We start from the raw sequence: 17,039 nt of genomic DNA, 5'->3' as shown, positions 1-17,039 counted from the left end.
CTATACCGGTTTGTCGACTCGTCCCCAGGCCTGTGGATAACTCCGGGCTGTGGACAGCGGAGGGGCCTGTGGACAGCGGTCGCGGCATCGGGGCCGCCTGTGGATGACGGGTCGGGTCACCCGCCCCTCCCGATCGACCCGATCAAAAATGGTCGGAAACGGTCGAAAAGACAGCGGAAAGACAAGAGGTGTCGCTCGGATGTCCCGAAGGTCTCGGCTGTCCCGAGGCCCTCGGAAGCCCTGAGGCTCTCGGCCGCCCCGGCGCCTCAGATGTCCCCGCGGCCGTCGAGCGCGCGGGAGAGCCAGTCCGCCGCCGAGACGAAATCCTCGTCCGAGGTGCCGGGACGCCGGTGGGTGGACTCCTGCCGGTCGGCGCGCGGATAGGAGCCGAGGTACCGCACCTGCGGGCAGATCCGCCTGAGCCCCATGATCGCCTCGCCGACCCGGCGCTCGGACAGGTGGCCCTCGCAGTCGATCAGGAAGCAGTAGCTGCCCATGCCCTCGCCGGTCGGCCTGGACTCGATCCGCATCAGGTTGACCCCGCGCACCGCGAACTCCTGGAGCAGTTCCAGCAGCGCGCCCGGGTGGTCCGCGGGCAGCCAGACCACCATCGAGGTCTTGTCCGCGCCGGTCGGCGAGGAGACCCGCCCCGGGCGGCCGACCAGGACGAACCTGGTGGCCGCGCTCTTCGCGTCCGCGATCTCCTTGACCAGCGGATCCAGCCCGTAGATCGGCGCCGCGAACTCGCCCGCGAAGGCGCCGTCGTAGCGGCCCTCGGCGACCAGCCTGGCGCCGTCCGCGTTGGAGGCGGCCGACTCCCAGCTCGCCTCCGGCAGGTTGGCCGCCAGCCAGCGCCGCACCTGCGGCTGGGCCACCGGGTGGCTGGTCACCGTCTTGATCCCGGACAGCTCGGTGCCGGGCCGCACCAGCAGCGCGAAGGTGATCGGCAGCAGCACCTCACGGTAGATCATCAGCGGTGTGCCGGCGGCCAGTTCGTCGTTGGTCGCGGTGACCGCGCCCTCCACCGAGTTCTCGATCGGGACGAACGCCCCGGCCGCCTCCCCGCCGCGCACCGCCTCCAGCGCCAGGGCCACCGAGGACAGCGGCACCAGCTCCCGGGTGGCCGCCTCGGGCAGGGTGTGCAGCGCCGCCTCGGTGAACGTGCCGGCCGGTCCGAGGTAGGTGTAGCGGGTGGCCGACATGACGCCTCCGGGAGATCTCGGTGGTGCGCGGGCAGGGTTGCCGAAGCAGTCACCCTAACGATTCCGCGGCCCGGGCAGGAACGTGTCTCACGGACGGGGGCCCGCGGCGCCCGGCCTCGGGGAACTACCCCTCCAGCAGCTGCTGCCCGAGGTAGCCTCCGGCCGGTGCGCCCGGCGGCAGCACGTACAGGCCGCTCGCCTCGTGCCGCAGGAAGCGGGAGAGGCCGTCGCCCCTGGAGAGCTTGCGCTGCACCGGCGTGAAGCCCCGGCGCGGGTCGGCCTGGAAGGCCAGGAAGAGCAGTCCGGCGTCCGGTGAGCCGTCCGGCAGCAGCCCGTCGTGGTACGAGAAGCCCCGCCGCAGCATCGCCGCCCCGCCGTTGGCCGCCGGGGCGGCGACCCGGACGTGCGCGTCGGAGGGGATCGCCAGGGTGCCGTCCTGGCCCTGGGCGGTGAGGTCGACGGGGGCGCGCTCGCCGGCCCCGGCGGGCGCACCGAGCGGGGCGCCGTCCGACTTGCGCCGCCCGATCACCCGTTCCTGCCGGTCCACCGGCAGCGCCTCCCAGTTGTCCAGCAGCATCCGGATCCGCCGGAACACCAGGTACGAGCCGCCGGCCAGCCAGGCCGGCCGGTCGCCGCCGGCGGCGCAGAACACCTTGGCGGCGAAGCCCTCCTCGTCCGGCCTGGGGTTGTTGGTGCCGTCGATCTGGCCCATCAGGTTGCGTCCGGTCACCGGCTGCGCGGCCGCCCCCGGGGTGCGGGCGAAGCCCGCCGACTGCCAGCGCAGCGCCGCCGTGCCGGCCGCCAGCCGCTGGAGCACCCGCAGCGCGTGCACCGCCACCAGGGCGTCGTCCGCGCCGATCTGGACGAACAGGTCGCCGTCGCCGCGGGCCGGATCGAGCGCGTCACCGGGGAAGGCGGGCAGCGGTTCGAGCCCGGGCGGCCGGCGGTCGGCCAGTCCGGCCCGGTCGAACAGGGTGGCGCCGAAGCCGAGGGTGAGGGTGAGCGAGCAGGGCCCGGCGTCCAGCGCGACCTGGTTGTCGAACTCCTCGGCCGGCTCTCCGGCGGTCAGCCGGTCGGCCGCCCTCGTCCAGCGCTGCAGCAGGGTGCGCAGCCCGTCCCGGCCGACGCCCTCGGTCAGGTCGAAGGCGGCCAGCTGCACCCTGGCCTGCGGCGGGTCGGTGATCCCGGCCTGGTGCTCGCCGCGGAACGGCACCCGGGCCGCGCCCAGCGCCCCGCCCGGCCGGCCGGCCGCGGGGGTCGCCGTACCGGGCCGGCCGTCCAGGACGACCGCCCCGGCGACACCCGCGCCGGCGCCGGCCAGCAGCCCGGCCCCGGCGGTGCCGAGCAGCGCCCGCCGGGTGAAGCCCGGGTGCCCCGTCGAGACGTGCGGCGTGGACCCGTGCCGCGTGGACTCCTGCTGTGTCGAAACGTCCGCCACCTCGCTCACCCGATCTTGAACTGCTGGGTCGGGGTGGTCTGGTCGATGTCGGAGGAGCGGATCTGCACCGACACCACCCAGGTGCCCGCCAGCGGCAGCTGCGCGGTGCCGCTCCAGCGGCCGGTGCCCTCCGGGGTGAGCGCGACCGGCAGCGGGCCCAGGTCGCGGTCCGGCAGGGTGAAGGCGAGCTGCACCTCGGGAACGTCCACCGGCTGCCCGTCCGCGCCGACCAGCGCGAGCTTCACCTCGTTCGGGCCGGTCCTGGCCGGGTTGAGGGTGACGGTCGCGGTGCCCTTGGCGTTCGGCGTCCGGCCCTTGGTGTCGTACGGGAGCTTGAGGTCGACGGTGCGGCCGGGCTCGGTCTGCGGCGCCGCCGCGGCCCCGCCGGCGGCCGGTGCGACGGCCCCTGCGGTGCCCTCGCCCTTGACCTCGCCCGCGACCCGTCCGGGCGGCGAGTTGGTGAGCATCGTGGTGACCACCAGCACGGCCACCGCGACCAGCGCCTCGACCAGCACCGAGCGGCGCAGCCCGGCCCGGGTCGGGGTCAGCCCGCGGTCCCGTCCGGCGCTGCGCAGGGCGTCCCGCTGGCGTTCCAGCTGGGCCTGCCGGAGCGGGTCCTCGCTGTGCGCCGCCACGGCGACCGGCTCCGGCAGTTCGGCCTGTTCGACCTCCACCGCCTCGGCCGGGGCCGAGCGCAGCCGGGCCAGCCAGGACCGGGAGATCCAGGCGACGCCGAGCATCACGACCACGCAGCCGCTCTTCACCAGCAGCAGCCGCCCGTACTCGGTGCCGGTCAGCGCGCCCCAGCTGCCCAGCCCCCGCCAGGACTGGTAGATCCCGGTCACGGCCAGCACGGCCACCGAGCCGAAGGCGATCTTCGAGAAGCGGTCCACCACCCCGGCGCCGACGCCCTCGCGCAGTGCCACCAGCAGCGCGGCCAGCCCGCCCAGCCAGAGCGCCATCGCGATCAGGTGCAGGATGCCGAGCGGCAGCGCCAGCCAGACCTGGATGCCCACCGAGGCGTGGTCGGCGCCGACCCAGGTCGCCGAGAGGGCGACCGCCAGCACCAGCCCGGCCACGCCGAGGCCGAGCCGGACCTCGCGCTGCGGCCGTTCGGCGGCCCGCCGCTCCAGCTCGCGCAGCTCGGCCGCCTCGGGGTCGTCCTCGGAAGCCCCGGAAACCACGGATCCCTGGTCCTCCGGCTTCGGCCCGACCGGCCGCGGCGGCTGCCCCAGCTGCCCGACCAGCAGCGACAGGAACACCCCGCTCGCCGCGAGCAGCAGCAGCCGGGCGGCCAGCGCGGTGCCGATCCGCTCGTCCAGCGTGGCGCGCACCAGCGACAGGTCGAAGGCCTGCCCGACCCCCGAGCCGCGCTCGTACGGGCCGCGCAGCATCAGCACCGCGACGGTGGAGACCAGCAGCGCCGTCCAGCCGGTCATCAGCAGCCGCTGCACCGGGCGCCGGGCGGTGCCGGCCGGCCAGCAGAGCAGCACGAAGGCGGCGGCGCCGACCAGCAGCGCGAAGGCCGCGTACGCGACGGTGCGTCCGGTGCCGTACAGGGCGGCGACCAGGCCGTCGGCCTCGGCGCCCTGCAACGCGGTGGCCGACACCGAGGTGTCCGAGGGCGCGCCGATGGAGAAGGTGAACGCCCCGCCGATCGGGTGCGAGTCGTCCGAGACGGCCCGCCAGGCCACCGTGTAGGTGCCGTTGCCGAGCCCGCCCTTCAGCCCGACCCTGGCGGTGTTGCCCTTGCCGTCGGCGTGCGCCGGGTTGCCGGTGTCCACGGCCTGGCCGGCCGGGTCGAGCACCCGGACGGAGTCGCCGGAGAGCGAGACGGACTCGCTGAAGGTCAGGGTCACGGCCTGCGGGGCGGTGGCGACCACCGAGTTCTGCCGCGGGTCGGTGGAATCCAGGGTGGCGTGCGCGGAGGCCGGTCCGGCGCCCGCGAGCATCAGCGCGAGCAGCGCGCCGAGCACTCCGAGCACCCCGGCGATCCGGCGGTGGGCGGCCTTCTCCGGGCCGGCCGGCTGCGTGGTGGCGGTCCCCATGGTTGGCGGTCCCCTAACTCTGGCCGGGGCGGTAGGTGAGCTCCTTGACCGGCACCCTGACGGAGATGGTGCCGGACTTGGCGAAGGTGAGGTCGAGCTCCAGCTCGTCACCGAGGGCGGGGGCCTTCTGCCATCCCATGATCATGAGGTGGTTGCCGCCCCTGGCGAGCTGCAGGGCACCGTGCGCGGGGACGTCCAGGCTGTCCACCTGCTCCATGGTCGACGCGGTCGAGCGGTGCATGGTGACCGACCCGGCGGCCGGGCTGGTCACCTTGAGCAGCTGGTCCTGTCCGCCGTCGTTGTTGACGGTCAGGTAGCCGGCCGCCATGCCGCCGGCCGGGGGCAGCGGGATGTAGGAGTCGGCGACGCTGAGCCTGGCCGGGCCGGCGGCGGCACCGTCCTGGCCGGTGCCGCCGCCGGTGCCGCCGTCCGTGCCGCAGGCGGCCAGGATGGCGCCGCCGCCCAGGGCCGTCGCGACGACGGCGCCGAGCAGGGCGGTGCGGCGGAAGCGGCGGGTTCCGGTGGTCACCGCGGTCACGCCGCGACCCCCTTGGCGATCAGCGGCAGGTCGTGCTCGTACGTCTTCTCCTCGGTGCCGCTCATGTAGAGCACGTGCGCCTTGTCGTCCGAGGGGAGGAAGGCCAGCACCTGGGCGCCGTGGGTGGAGGTGACCGTGCCGTCCGGGTTGACCACCGGGTCCTCGATCATGATGCCGAGCGACTTGGCGGCGGTCTTCACCTTCGCCAGGTCCCCGGTGAGGCCTATGAAGTCGCCGCCCATCGAGTCCAGCCAGGTACGCAGCACCTGGGGGGTGTCGCGCTGGGGGTCGGTGGAGACGAAGACGACGTTGATCTTCTTCCGGTCCTCCTCGGGGAGCGCCTTCATCGCGACGCCGATGTCGCCCATGGTGGTCGGGCAGACGTCCGGGCAGCTGGTGTAGCCGAAGAACAGCAGGGTGGCCTTGCCGTTGGTCTGCTGCCGCAGGTCGAAGGGCTGACCGGAGGTGTCGGTCAGCTGGAGGTCCGGCTTCTCGAAGTTCCTGGCGAGCTTGGTGCCCTGGTACGGGGTGTCCTCCTTCTGCCGGGTGACCTTGGCGGCGGTGCCGTCGCCGCCGGAGGAACCGCAGGCGGAGAGGGTCAGGGCGGCGGCCAGCGCGAGCGCGGCCGCGCCGGCCAGACGGGTGGTGCGGGTGGTGCGGGGCATGGGAGTTCCGATCGTGCGCGGTGAACGGCCGGCGGTCCGGGCCCGGGGTGGGGTCGCGGACCGCCGGCGCGGGGGGTCAGGAGGCGGAGCCGCCGCTCCTGCGGCGCAGGCCGAGCACGCCGACGGCGGTGCCGATCACACCGACCACGATGCCGACCACGCCGAGGGTGCGGGCGGTGGAGTCGCTGGACTTGGCGTCGCCGGAGGCGGCGGCGTGGTCGGAGCTGCCCCCGTTCGCGGCCGGGGAGGCGGTCACGCCATGGCCGTCGCCCTCGGCGGCCTTGGTGAGCTTCAGGACGGGGGCGGGCTTGGCCGGCTCGGGCTGGCCGTCCTTGCTCTCGTCGATCCAGCGGACGACGTCGCCGTTGTCGTAGGTCTGGAGGGTCTTGAAGACCAGGCTGTCGGAGTCGGTCGGCAGCGGGCCGAGCGAGACCCGGAACTCCTGGAACTGGCCGGGGGCGATCTTGGTGCCGGCGTCGGCGGTCCAGGTGATCTTGGAGACGGCCTCGGTGACGTCGTTGCCGTGCACCTTGATCGGCTTGTCGAGCTTGGCCTTCTCGACCGCGGCGGTCCAGCCCGGCAGCGGCAGGGTCCGGACCGAGGCCAGCGGGTGGTCCAGCGGGAGGTTGACCTCCAGCTTCACCGTGCCCGCCGTGTCGTTCTCGTTCGGCACCCGGAAGTCGACGGCCGTGTAGCCGCCCTGGGCGGCCGCGCCCGGGTTCACGGTGACGTGCGCGAAGGCCGGGCCGGCCAGCGCCACCACGGAGGCGGCGGCGGTCAGGGCGACGGCGGCGAGACGGCGGGCGGGAAGGGAACGCATGATGCGGGTCTCCGATCGGAGCTCGGCGGCGGCCGGTACCGGGCGACGGACGTGAGCCGTGCCGCGGGGGCCGCGCCTGGGGACGTGGGGGGCAGAGCCTCGGGCCGCCCCGGTGGTCGGGGAACGGCCGGACGGTGCGCACACCGGGCGTCCGGTACGGCCAACGGGCCGCCGGGAACGCCGGTCAGTACGCGAGGGCCCCGCACGGCGGACCGCGCCGCACCACGCTGTGCCGCAGCACGGCACCCGCGGGGAGCGGGCCCGTCCCGTCCCCGGCCCCGAACCGGCGGGCCGGGCCCGCCACGCCGAACAGCCCGCGCAGCAGCGCGGCGGCCAGCGCGAACGCCGTCCGCAGCGGCGCCGCCCAGTGCTCCCTGGCGGCCGTGGCGGCCACCCGCAGCAGCCGCCACAGTGCCGCCTCGCCGCGCCGCAGCCACCAGCCCGCGACCAGCGCGGCGGCCAGGTGCCCGGCCAGCATCGACGGCGTCATGCCGAACACGCCGGCCTGCCACCAGGGCGCGGCGGTGTACGCGTGCGGGTCCAGGCCGGCGGAGGAGACCAGCTGCTCCGGCGACGGGCCGCCGGACAGGCCGGCCAGCGTGCCGGGACGGGCCTCGTTGCAGATCAGCCGGCCGGCCACCTGCGGCACGGTCAGCGCCGCCGAGCCGCCGTGGTGCATGCCGGGCATCGAGCCGTTGAAACCGTGGAAGAGGCAGTGCAGTCCGAGCTGCCCGGCGCCCAGCGCCCCGGCGATGCCCGCCAGCGAACGCTCCCGGCCTCCGCCTGCCGCCGCGAACGCCAGCATCGCGGCGAAGCCCGCCGCCAGCGCGGTCGGCGGCACGTTCCCGCCGCCCGCCAGGGCGTGCCCGGCGGCCGCGATCAGGGTGCACACCAGCGCGAACGGGACGGCCCGGGCAAGCCGCAGGTCCCAGGCGGCGGACCCCACCGGCCGGGCCGGTCCTGGGGCGCCCGGGAGCGGGGCGGCGGCGAGGGCAGTCATGGCCGGGCCATCCTCTCATTGCGTACGCCGCCGACACGGGCAGGGTGGGAAATCCCTACGAATGCCCCTTTCGGCAGCGGCGTGCGGGGTGACCGACGCGCCGCCCGGCACAGACCCCGGCCCCCAGTCCATCCGCCGAACGGGCGGTAGCGGCCCCCGGGAACGGTTCACCGCCGAATCGCCCGGAGATACCTAGTTGTATGTGGAGCCGCAGCCAGGAGGGACCTCCCGTGGACATCTGGTGGACTCTGCACCTCAAGCGCGACCCGGCCAGCGTCCCGCTGGCCCGGCGCATCCTGCTCGGTGCGATGGCGACCGCGGGCGTCGACCCGCAGATCGCGGACGACCTCGGGGTCGCCCTCAGCGAGGCCTGCGCCAACGCCGTCGAGCACGGCGCCACCGGACGGCCCGACGACCTGTTCCAGGTCACCGCCTCGATCTGCGGCGACCGGCTGCGGATCGAGGTCACCGACTCCGGCCCCGGCCTGCCGGCCCTCGCCGGGCCGGCCGCGCCCGCCCGCCGCCCGGCCGCGTCCGCACCGGCGGCCCGCCCGGCCGTCACCGGCCGGGGCCCGCACCGCACCCGCCGCGGCCGCGCCACCGTCCCGTCCCGGGTGCTCACCGCCCACCGCCCCCGCCGCGACGGCCACCCGTACGACACCCACGTCCTGCCCTGCGGGCCGACCGCCCCCACCCTGCGCCCGGTCGACCTGGACACCCTCCCCGACCTCACCGCCGAATCCGGCCGCGGCCTCTTCCTCATCCACGCCCTCACCGACCACGTCCAGCTCCGCAACCACCCGCTGCGGGGCGCGATCGTCAGCTTCGACAAGATCCTCAAGTGGCAGGACGGCGCCCTGCTCCGCGCGGCGTCGTAGGGGGTGTGGCTCTCTGACCTGCACGAATGGCCTCTTCCTGGGCCCAGGTCGCGGCGAACGCGAGGCCGGGATCAGGCTGCCAGGGCACACGTGGGGCACATGCCCTCGGATTTCGGCGCGTGGTGCCCCGCCTTCGCACCAGGAAGCACCCGGTCGATTGCGGAGCGGGTCCGCGACTCACTCGTCGGCATCAGGTGGGTGTAGGTCCGGAGCGTGAAGCCCGGGTCGCTGTGGCCGAGGTAGGCCGCGAGCGCCTTGATCGTCTCTCCGGTATCCAGCAGCACCGAGGCGTGGGCATGCCGCAGGGCGTGCATGCCGTCGTCCGGGGCCGCCTGGAAGTACTTCGCCCCCTTCTCGCGCGGCGGGATCACCCCGGCCGCGACGAGCGCGAGCTTCCATGCGCCCGCGTTGAAGACGCTGCGGTGGTACGGCTTGGAACTGTCGTCGGTGAAGAGCAGGTTCGCCGTGTGGTCGTCGCCATCGGCGAGACGCCAGGGGAGGGTGACCCGGGTCGGCGGGAACTTCTTCATGTGGGCCTTGAGCGCCCTCGCCAGTCCATCGGGCAGTGGGACCTGTCGGACCTTGCCGCCCTTCGGCAGCGCGAACACCATCGTCTTGGCCACGAAGCGCACCTGCCGACGTACCGTCACCATGCGGCGGCGGAAGTCGATGTCGTCGACGGCGAGAGCGAAGACCTCGCCCTGTCGGAGCCCGCAGCCGAACGCGACGGAGCCGCCGGCCTGGAAGCGCTCCGGCAGGCCGTTGATGACCGCGTGGACGCGCTCCACGGACCACGGCACGACCGGCTCTTTCTCCACCTTCGGGAAGCTCACCGACTTCGCCCGGCAGGGGTTGGTAGCGATCGCGCCGTCGTCAACTGCCGCATCCAGCATCATGATCAGGATGGAGCCGTACCAACCGATGCTGGACGGCGCGAACCCTTCGTCCTGAAGTCGCCTTATCCAGCGCTTGATCGTGGTCGGCTTGAGTGCCCGGAGCTCCAACTTCCCCAGGCGGGCCACGATGTGGTTGCGCACCACGCCGTCGTAGCGCTCCAGGGTGGTCGGGCCGGGAGTGGCGGCCTCCAGCCACGTCTCGGCGTACTCGCCCACGGTCGTCTTCCCCGCGTTCGGGTCGATGTAGGTGCCGTCCCTGAGCGTGACCATGAGCTCGGCGGCGCGGTCATCGGCCTTCGTCTTGAGCTCGAAGTCCTCCTTGCGCTGGACATCGTCGGGGTCGCGGTAGCGAACCTGCCAGCGCTTGCTCTTGCCGTGGTCGGCGCTCGGGTACTTGCCCTTGTGCTCACGGTAGGGCTTGTCGGTCGGGCGGGGGTAGGTCTTGTGCCAGGTGTCGTAGACGGTGGCCATTCGGCTCCTTCGGGTTGGAGACATGGAGATACGCGCCGGGTGGGCGGCGGTGGGTAAAGGGGGATTTTCCTCGCGGGCGAACCGCAGATCCGATAAGTCGCGATCAATGCTTTCTTCGGGCGGGTGTTGGATATTCATCGACCGGCGGGCGTTTGTCAAATGGACGGTGCTTGATCGTCCCGTCAGCGGCCGATAGTGCCAAATAGTGTCAGATCGTCCCGGGAAATGCGCGAGCCTTCGCGAGAGGGGCATGTGGCAGTGGCCTGGGCCACGCGTCCTCACTGGGGGAGTGCTGTCGGTGGCCCAAGCGCGCTGGCCTGGCGCGCTCAGCAAGATCTTTTCCGTGATCTTCCCGAAGTCCTTGCCCAGGGGATATCCCGGCTCCTACGGTCTTAATGGGCGCCGTCACCTGCGGGCGGCAACTTCGTGCACCCAGCCAGGGTGGGTGATGCTCGGTCCGTTTTAGGTCCCGAGCCGCAGGCCGGTCATACTCGCCCGGATCGCGTTCGCAGGAGGCCCCCGCGAGGGGGTTGGAGTCTTTTTAGGAAATTCTCCGATCTCCTGCTGAACTTCCATCGCTCACCCGAGCAGGCGGCCCGAAAAGGGACCGTCTATTTCGGCCTGCCCTTGTTCCCTGCCCATAGGAGATACGTGCCCAAGCCCTTCCGCGCCACCACTGCCGACCGCCGCCCGCTGGCCACCGCCCAGGAGCTCGCCGACCACCTACAGGTGCCCCTCGACACCGTCTACGGGTGGAAGCACCGGGGCCAAGGCCCGAAGGCGATCAAGGTCGGCCGGCACCTGCGCTACCGCTGGACCGAGGTGGAGGCATGGCTGGACGATCTGAGCTCAGGCCGCGCCGCCGCCTGAGCACCACCTGCACGGTCAGCTTCCACCCCCGGTCCCCGCCGCCCAGCGCGTCGGCGGGCCGTACGGCCCTTCCCCACATCACCGCTCGACTCGGCGGTCCCGGACTCCACGGTCCGGGAGCGCAGTTAGGAGACTCCTTGGAGAGCATGCCTTCCACACCCTCGACGGGACCGGTGTCGGTTCCGGACTCTGCGGACGGCCGTCGTCCGTCCGCTGCGGACGGTCCGGACACGGGGACCGAACCCGGGGACGGTCCGCAGCCTGTGGCGGAACACGGGGACCGGTCCCGGACCATTTCGACGGACGGTGGTCCGCAGGCGCGGACCGAGCGGACCGTTCCACCGGACGGGGACGGACCGGCGGACCGGCCTGCGGTTCCGTCCCGGACCGCCGGTCCGCAGACGGGGACCGTCCGGATCGACGGTCCGGTGACGGGGACCGGTGTTGCGGACGGTCCGGTCCCGTCCGGTCCGGACGACGGTCCGGTCCGGTTCGGTCCGGAGGCGGTCCCGGTGGTCCGCGCGGACCCGGGTGCGGTGCTCCTGGACGAGCTGCGGTCCACGCTCGCCCGGTTCGTCGTGCTGCCGTCCCCGCACGCGCTGGACGCGGTGACGCTGTGGGTGGCCGCCACGCACGGGCAGCCGGCGTGGCAGCATGCGCCCCGACTGGCGGTGGTTGGTCCGGCCAAGCGCTGCGGCAAGTCGCGGCTGCTGGACATCGTCACCGAGACGGTCCACGACCCGCTCATCACGGTGAACGCCAGCCTGCCCGCCGTCTTCCGCTCGATCACCGAGGACCCGCCGACCCTGCTGGTGGACGAGGCCGACACGCTGTTCGGCACGTCGAAGGCCGCCGAGCGGAACGAGGAACTGCGCGGCGTGCTGAACGCCGGTCACCAGCGCAACCGTCCGGCGGTCCGCATGGTTGGCAACGGACCGGACATGAGGCCGGGCAAGTTCCCGACCTTCGCGATGGCCGCCCTGGCCGGGATCGGCGATCTCCCCGACACGATCATGGACCGCTCGGTGGTCGTCCGGATGCGCCGCCGCGCGCCGGGCGAGAGCGTGCAGCCGTTCCGCTCGGCCCTCAACACCAAGCCGCTCCACGACCTGCGCGACCGCGTCGCCGACTGGCTCCGCCCGCTGCTGCCGAAGGCGGTGGGGACGCTGCCGGCCATGCCGGTGACCGACCACGCTGCCGACACCTGGGAGCCGTTGGTGATCGTCGCCGACCTGGCCGGCGGTCACTGGCCCGCCACCGCACGCGCCGCGTGCGCGGCGATGTGTGCTCACGAGGCCGGTCTGGACGACGACGGCGACGGTGCCAAGATCCGGATCCTGCAGGACATCCGGACCGTGTTCACCGCTCTCGGCGATCCGCCCGCCCTCGCCACCGCCACCCTCCTCGCCCAACTGCGGGCGTTGGAGGAGGCGCCGTGGGCTGAGTTCGGCGTCAGCGGTCTGACCGCGCGCGGACTGCAGCTCCTGCTCAAGGACTTCGGCGTCTCCTCGTCCAACATCCGCTTCCCCGACTCCCGGCAGGCCAAGGGCTTCGTCCGAAACGACCTCCTCGACCCGTGGCGGCGCTACTGTCCCGAGCCGGCGCCGCTGCAGGCCGAAGGAGACAGCGCGGCCTGACCCAGCCCCGCCGAACCCGTCCCACTCGTCCCACCCTCTGCGCTCCCGGGCCCGTCCGGCCTGCCTGGGGACGGGTGCGACGAGTGCAACCGGTCCGCCGGTACCCGCCGCCCTGGCCCCCGAGCGGGCCGGGGCGGCACCCCGACCACCTCCCGACTCGTAAGGACCCATGAGTGCACCGTGACACCGACCCGACCATCGACGTCAACTCCCCATCGCAGCAGGGAACCGAGGGCCTCGCGGCAGCAAGTTGGGCCGTGTGGAGTCCACACGGCGCCGCCGCCCCGGAGGGGGCGCCGGCCGTCGCCGCTTCCGCCCCGGGGGTGGCAGAAGCGGCGACCGGTTCCGGCCCAGGGGTGCCGGTGGAAGAAGCGCCGCAGTCGGTGAGTTCCTCCGGCCTTGCCGAGCGCGATCCCGGCGTCATACCCGGGATCCGGCACCGCCAGTACCTGAAGATGCGCCGCCGCAACCGCTGCCATCCGGTGTTCAGCGACGAGGAGTGGGCCGACGTTCAGGCCGCCGCCTCAGCGAGCGGCCTCAAGCCCGGCGGCTACGCCGCCGCCGTCACCCTGGCCGCAGCCCGCAGCGACAACCCCGAGGCCGCTGTCGCCGACACCCGCCGCCTGCTGCAAGAGCTGATGGAGGCCGACCGGCAGGCCGCCGCCATCGGCAACAACCTCAACCAGATCGCCCACAACCTGTGGGTCGGCGGCACATCGCCGGCTCACCTGCAGCACGTCTTCGACCGCGTCGTGCAGAGCCTGGACGGCATCGACGCCGCCACCGCCTCGATCATCGGAAGGTGAACACGCACTGATCCCCAGCATCGACCACAACTCCGGCGGCACCTACGCCCTCATCCAGTACCTCTACGGACCGGGCAAGGCCGACGAGCACGAGGACCCGCACATGATCGCCTCGTGGAACGGCCTCGCCCCCGACCCCGCCCCAGAGCGCAAGCGTGGCCCCAGGGACACCATCGCCAAGCTCGCCGCCCAACTCGACCTGCCGGTCAACGCCCTTGGGCCCGAGAACCGGCCGCCCACGACCGTATGGCACTGCTCCGTACGGGCGGCACCCGAGGACCGCATCCTCTCCGACACCGAGTGGGCCGCCATCGCCCAGCGCATCCTGCGCGCCACCGGGATCGCGCCCGAGGGCGACACCAAAGCGTGCCGCTGGGTCGCGGTACGGCACAACGCCGACCACATCCACATCGTCGCCACCCTGGTGCGCCAGGACGGTCGCACACCGAAGAACGGCCGTGACTTCACCCGCGCCCAGTGCGAGGCCCGCAAGATCGAAGTCGACTACGGCCTCCGGCGGGTCCGACCGGGTGACGGGACCGCCGCCAAGCGCCCCACCCAGGCCGAGCAGCACCGTGCCAAGCGACTCGGTCACCCCACCACCGCCCGCGAACAGCTCCGGACGAAGGTCCGGCTGGCGGTTGCCGCCTCCAGTAGCGAGGAGCAGTTCTTCCTCGCCCTCGAAGAGTTCGGCGTCCTGGTCAAGCCGCGGCGGCTTCCGTCCGGCGACATCGGCGGCTACAGCGTGACCCTGCCGGGTGAGACGGCATGGTTCAGCGGCAGCACGCTTGCCTCCGACCTGTCCCTGCCCAAGATCCGCCAGCGCTTCGCCAGCATCGAACCTGGCGCCGGCACCGGTGATCAAGCCGCCGCCTGGCAGCGCGCCGCCCGCACCACCGAGGCCGTCCCCCACACCCTGCGCGCCAGCGACGACCAGGTCGGCCAAGCTCACATCGCCGCCCTCGGCGAACTCCTCGACATCACCGCGGCCCTCAGCCCACTCCCGTACCGACCACAACTCCGAGCCGCCACAGAGGTGTTCGAACGCGCCAACCGCTCCCGCATCAAACCCCACCACCGCAAGGCCAGCACCCTGCACCGCGTCACCCGCGAACTGCTCTACACGGGTGGCACCAAGGACGGAGAAGTCCTCGCCCTGGTCCTGTTCGTGATCGCCGCCGCGGTGATCGCTGCAGCCGAATGGCACGCCCAGCGCGGCCATCAGCAGCAGGCCGAGGCCGCCTGGCAGGCCAGCACCCACCTCGCCGCTGCCTACCAGCAGGCCGCCGCCCAGCCGCTGGCCGACCTGGCCCACCGCACCCCCGACACCCGTGCCCTCACCCGCTGCCAGCACACCGTTCGGACCGTGCTGCCCAACCACGCCGAGAGCATCACCGCCGACCCCGTCTGGCCCGCCCTCGCCACCGTCCTGGCCGACGCCGAACAAGCAGGCCACGACATCGGCGAGGCCCTCGATCAGGCCGCCCAGCCGCATGACCTAGCGGGCGCCAACTCGCCTGCCCAGAAGCTCCTGTGGTCCGTGCGAGCCCGCAGCCGAGAGACCGCCACCGGCCAGCGCACCACCGCAGCCCGGACCAAGCCCACCAGGGCACGCGCCAGCGCCACGCCCGCCGTCGCCCCTGCGCTGGTCACCGGCCCGGCCACGAACGACCCCACCCGTCGACGCTGACCCCGAGAAGTGGAGAACCTGCTGCGCCGAGCCCCGTCCAGCAGCCTCAGCCCCCGATCAGCCGCCACCAGCTGCCAGTACCAACCCCAACCCTTCGGAGAATTCCCCACTTGTTCCAGTCTGACTGCCGCCGCGACGTGTTTCTCCTGCTGAACGACGCCGACTTCATCTACCGTCCCGACACCAACACTTGGTCTCACAGCGACGGACGCCCCTTCACCGAGGAGGAACAGGCCACCGCCCACGACGCCACGGACGTGGAGCTGGCAGTCCTCTCTTCCACGCGGAAGATCCTGCTCGAACACGGCCTCGGCGACCCCGCCGCAGCCCTCCGCATCCTCCGATACCGGTACTCCATCAAGTTCCCGGACGGCGCCACCGACGAGGACATCGTCGCCGTCATGACCGACAGGGACCGCAGCGAGTATCAGCGCCTGCGGGGCATCGTCCGCACCGACGTTCGCCCCGAGGTCGTCACCCTGCTGCTCGATACCAACGTCAAGGCAACGCTCGACTCCAGGACCTGGACCCGCCACGACGGGCGGCCCTTCACCAAGCAGGAGCGAGCCCTTGTCGGCAGCTGTACCCCCAAGGAGGTGGATGCCGCCCGTGCACAGATGCAGCTCGAACTCGACTTCGAGGAGGAACGGGAAGCCGATGCCTCCCGTGCCTTCTGCGCGCTGATGGACAAGTACTTCGACGACGTTCCGGACGGCACCCTGATCCGCGATCCGGCCTCCCGCATGACAGCAGAAGACCGCGTTGAGTACCTGCGTCTCTCAGACATCCTCGGCCCCGAGATGGGCGTCATCACGGACCGAACAGAGGAGTGACCCCACATACGCCTCGGCTGGACAACTGGACCGCCAAGGCGTCGATGTGATGTTCATTCCGGCGGCCGGGAACCGTCCCGGCCGCCGTGCGTCGTGTGAGCCTGCGACTCCCGCCAGGCCCAGGCACCAACCCTTGGCCCTCTCGACGCAGCGGCCCTACTTGCGACGGATCGCCCCGGTGGAGAAGAACTGCACGAGGGCCGCGGCGATGTGCACCGCCGCTATGGCTTCCGCAACGGTTTCCCGGTCCGTCGCGTGTTGCTTGCCGTGTCGGCTGGTCTGCCCGCTCCACAGCAGCGACATCATCGATCCCACCATCTCGATCCCGTCTCCCAGGTTCCTGCCCTCGATCTCGAAGAGCAGCTTCTCCTTGAGCTTGGGCAGTTCGCCGATCATCGTGCCAAGCGTCGCCCGGGCGTGGGCCGGCTGCAGCGTCGCTTGCGCCGCGCACTCGACCGCCTTGATCGCCTCGCTGTAGGCCACCACCGGGTCTGGTGTGACCGCGTTGGCCCGGGCGAACGCCTCCTGGAGATGCTCGGACGCCGACCCCCGCTCCGGTCGGCTGCCGTTCGCCACCGCGTCGCGTACGGCGTGCTCAACCCCTGGGTCGATTCGCGCCACCAGGGCCTTGCCGTCCTCGCGGATCGTGTACCGCGAACGCGCGTCGTCGAGAAGCACCTGCAGATCTCGCCGCGTCACGGGCTGCAAGCCGGTCAATGATTCGAGTACGGAAGGCATCAGCGGAATACTCGGCCACGGGCTCGGGGCGGGGTCGGCAGTCAGCAGGTCAAGCAAGGCATCGACGGCTTCGAGCAGCTGTTCCGCAGGTGTCCAGTGGGCGAGGCGCTCGGCGTAGTCGACGTGCCTGTCGTTGTACTGATCGTCATCCCGGACCAGCACAAGGTCACAGCGCACCGCAACGCGCCGCGTCGCGTCCCCGTCTTGATGCCAGGCAGCACTGTGCAGCCACTTCCGCAGTGGCATCTCCAACCCGGGGGGGACGCTCACGAGCAACGGAGCGGGCGCGCCGTCGCGGTGGGTGAATGGGGTCCAGGGCGCTGTCATCTGCCCACCGTAGGGCCTGGATTCACGGGGCCGCAGCAGGAATTCAACGAGCTGATGACCGAGCATGAGATTCCCTCCCGCGCCGCCCCGGGGGCTGGAAAGCCACAGGCGATCACGCCGACCGGGCGGCTCGCGGTCGTCGCCTCGGACGGCGACGTTTGAGCCCTGAGGCCCGCCCAGAG

15 protein-coding genes are annotated in these 17,039 nt (G+C 72.6%); 6 read left to right on the top strand and 9 right to left on the bottom strand.

What is annotated here, in order from left to right; translation table 11 throughout:
• Positions 1 to 266: 266 nt before the first annotated feature.
• The 7 genes from pheA to ACIQOW_RS27040 all read right to left on the bottom strand — a co-directional run bounded on the left by pheA (position 267) and on the right by ACIQOW_RS27040 (position 7,711).
• Complete coding sequence (gene pheA / locus ACIQOW_RS27070; RefSeq protein ID WP_401089115.1) at positions 267 to 1,202, bottom strand: prephenate dehydratase; 936 nt, start codon at positions 1,200 to 1,202, stop codon at positions 267 to 269.
• 124 nt (positions 1,203 to 1,326) lie between these two features.
• Positions 1,327 to 2,640 (bottom strand): iron uptake transporter deferrochelatase/peroxidase subunit, encoded by a 1,314-nt coding sequence (gene efeB, locus ACIQOW_RS27065; RefSeq protein WP_401089113.1) that lies wholly within the window; start codon positions 2,638 to 2,640, stop codon positions 1,327 to 1,329.
• A 5-nt stretch (positions 2,641 to 2,645) separates the two neighbouring features.
• Positions 2,646 to 4,688: a FixH family protein gene (locus tag ACIQOW_RS27060; RefSeq protein WP_401089112.1), complete on the bottom strand. Its 2,043-nt coding sequence runs from the start codon at positions 4,686 to 4,688 to the stop codon at positions 2,646 to 2,648.
• Between the two features lie 13 nt (positions 4,689 to 4,701).
• Complete coding sequence (locus tag ACIQOW_RS27055; RefSeq protein ID WP_401089110.1) at positions 4,702 to 5,226, bottom strand: copper chaperone PCu(A)C; 525 nt, start codon at positions 5,224 to 5,226, stop codon at positions 4,702 to 4,704.
• Positions 5,223 to 5,891: an SCO family protein gene (locus tag ACIQOW_RS27050; protein WP_401089108.1), complete on the bottom strand. Its 669-nt coding sequence runs from the start codon at positions 5,889 to 5,891 to the stop codon at positions 5,223 to 5,225. Before ACIQOW_RS27050 ends, ACIQOW_RS27055 begins: the two co-directional genes overlap by 4 nt.
• Before the next feature lie 76 nt (positions 5,892 to 5,967).
• Positions 5,968 to 6,711, bottom strand: coding sequence for a YcnI family protein (locus ACIQOW_RS27045; RefSeq protein ID WP_401089106.1), 744 nt, complete (start codon positions 6,709 to 6,711; stop codon positions 5,968 to 5,970).
• Between the two features lie 184 nt (positions 6,712 to 6,895).
• Positions 6,896 to 7,711 (bottom strand): hypothetical protein, encoded by an 816-nt coding sequence (locus ACIQOW_RS27040; RefSeq protein ID WP_401089104.1) that lies wholly within the window; start codon positions 7,709 to 7,711, stop codon positions 6,896 to 6,898.
• A 230-nt stretch (positions 7,712 to 7,941) separates the two neighbouring features.
• Between ACIQOW_RS27040 and ACIQOW_RS27035 the strand changes: the two genes are divergently transcribed.
• Positions 7,942 to 8,589: an ATP-binding protein gene (locus ACIQOW_RS27035; RefSeq protein WP_401089102.1), complete on the top strand. Its 648-nt coding sequence runs from the start codon at positions 7,942 to 7,944 to the stop codon at positions 8,587 to 8,589.
• Between the two features lie 71 nt (positions 8,590 to 8,660).
• Here ACIQOW_RS27035 and ACIQOW_RS27030 read toward each other — a convergent pair whose 3' ends face one another.
• Positions 8,661 to 9,956 (bottom strand): tyrosine-type recombinase/integrase, encoded by a 1,296-nt coding sequence (locus ACIQOW_RS27030; RefSeq protein WP_401089100.1) that lies wholly within the window; start codon positions 9,954 to 9,956, stop codon positions 8,661 to 8,663.
• A 651-nt stretch (positions 9,957 to 10,607) separates the two neighbouring features.
• Between ACIQOW_RS27030 and ACIQOW_RS27025 the strand changes: the two genes are divergently transcribed.
• The 5 genes from ACIQOW_RS27025 (at position 10,608) to ACIQOW_RS27005 (ending at position 15,792) form a co-directional block, all read left to right on the top strand.
• Entirely contained in the window at positions 10,608 to 10,826 is a 219-nt protein-coding gene (locus ACIQOW_RS27025; protein WP_401089098.1) for a helix-turn-helix transcriptional regulator, read from the top strand.
• A gap of 416 nt (positions 10,827 to 11,242) precedes the next feature.
• Entirely contained in the window at positions 11,243 to 12,463 is a 1,221-nt protein-coding gene (locus tag ACIQOW_RS27020; RefSeq protein ID WP_401089278.1) for a DUF3631 domain-containing protein, read from the top strand.
• Between the two features lie 173 nt (positions 12,464 to 12,636).
• Positions 12,637 to 13,269, top strand: coding sequence for a MobC family plasmid mobilization relaxosome protein (locus tag ACIQOW_RS27015; RefSeq protein WP_401089097.1), 633 nt, complete (start codon positions 12,637 to 12,639; stop codon positions 13,267 to 13,269).
• 103 nt (positions 13,270 to 13,372) lie between these two features.
• Positions 13,373 to 14,959, top strand: coding sequence for a relaxase/mobilization nuclease domain-containing protein (locus ACIQOW_RS27010; RefSeq protein WP_401089095.1), 1,587 nt, complete (start codon positions 13,373 to 13,375; stop codon positions 14,957 to 14,959).
• 110 nt (positions 14,960 to 15,069) lie between these two features.
• Positions 15,070 to 15,792 (top strand): hypothetical protein, encoded by a 723-nt coding sequence (locus ACIQOW_RS27005; RefSeq protein WP_401089093.1) that lies wholly within the window; start codon positions 15,070 to 15,072, stop codon positions 15,790 to 15,792.
• A 156-nt stretch (positions 15,793 to 15,948) separates the two neighbouring features.
• Here ACIQOW_RS27005 and ACIQOW_RS27000 read toward each other — a convergent pair whose 3' ends face one another.
• Positions 15,949 to 16,857 (bottom strand): hypothetical protein, encoded by a 909-nt coding sequence (locus tag ACIQOW_RS27000; protein WP_401089091.1) that lies wholly within the window; start codon positions 16,855 to 16,857, stop codon positions 15,949 to 15,951.
• Between the last annotated feature and the right edge of the window lie 182 nt (positions 16,858 to 17,039).

The organism is Kitasatospora sp. NPDC091335 (assembly GCF_044757205.1).
Lineage (GTDB): Bacteria > Actinomycetota > Actinomycetes > Streptomycetales > Streptomycetaceae > Kitasatospora.
This window is presented reverse-complemented; position numbering and strand designations above follow the sequence as displayed.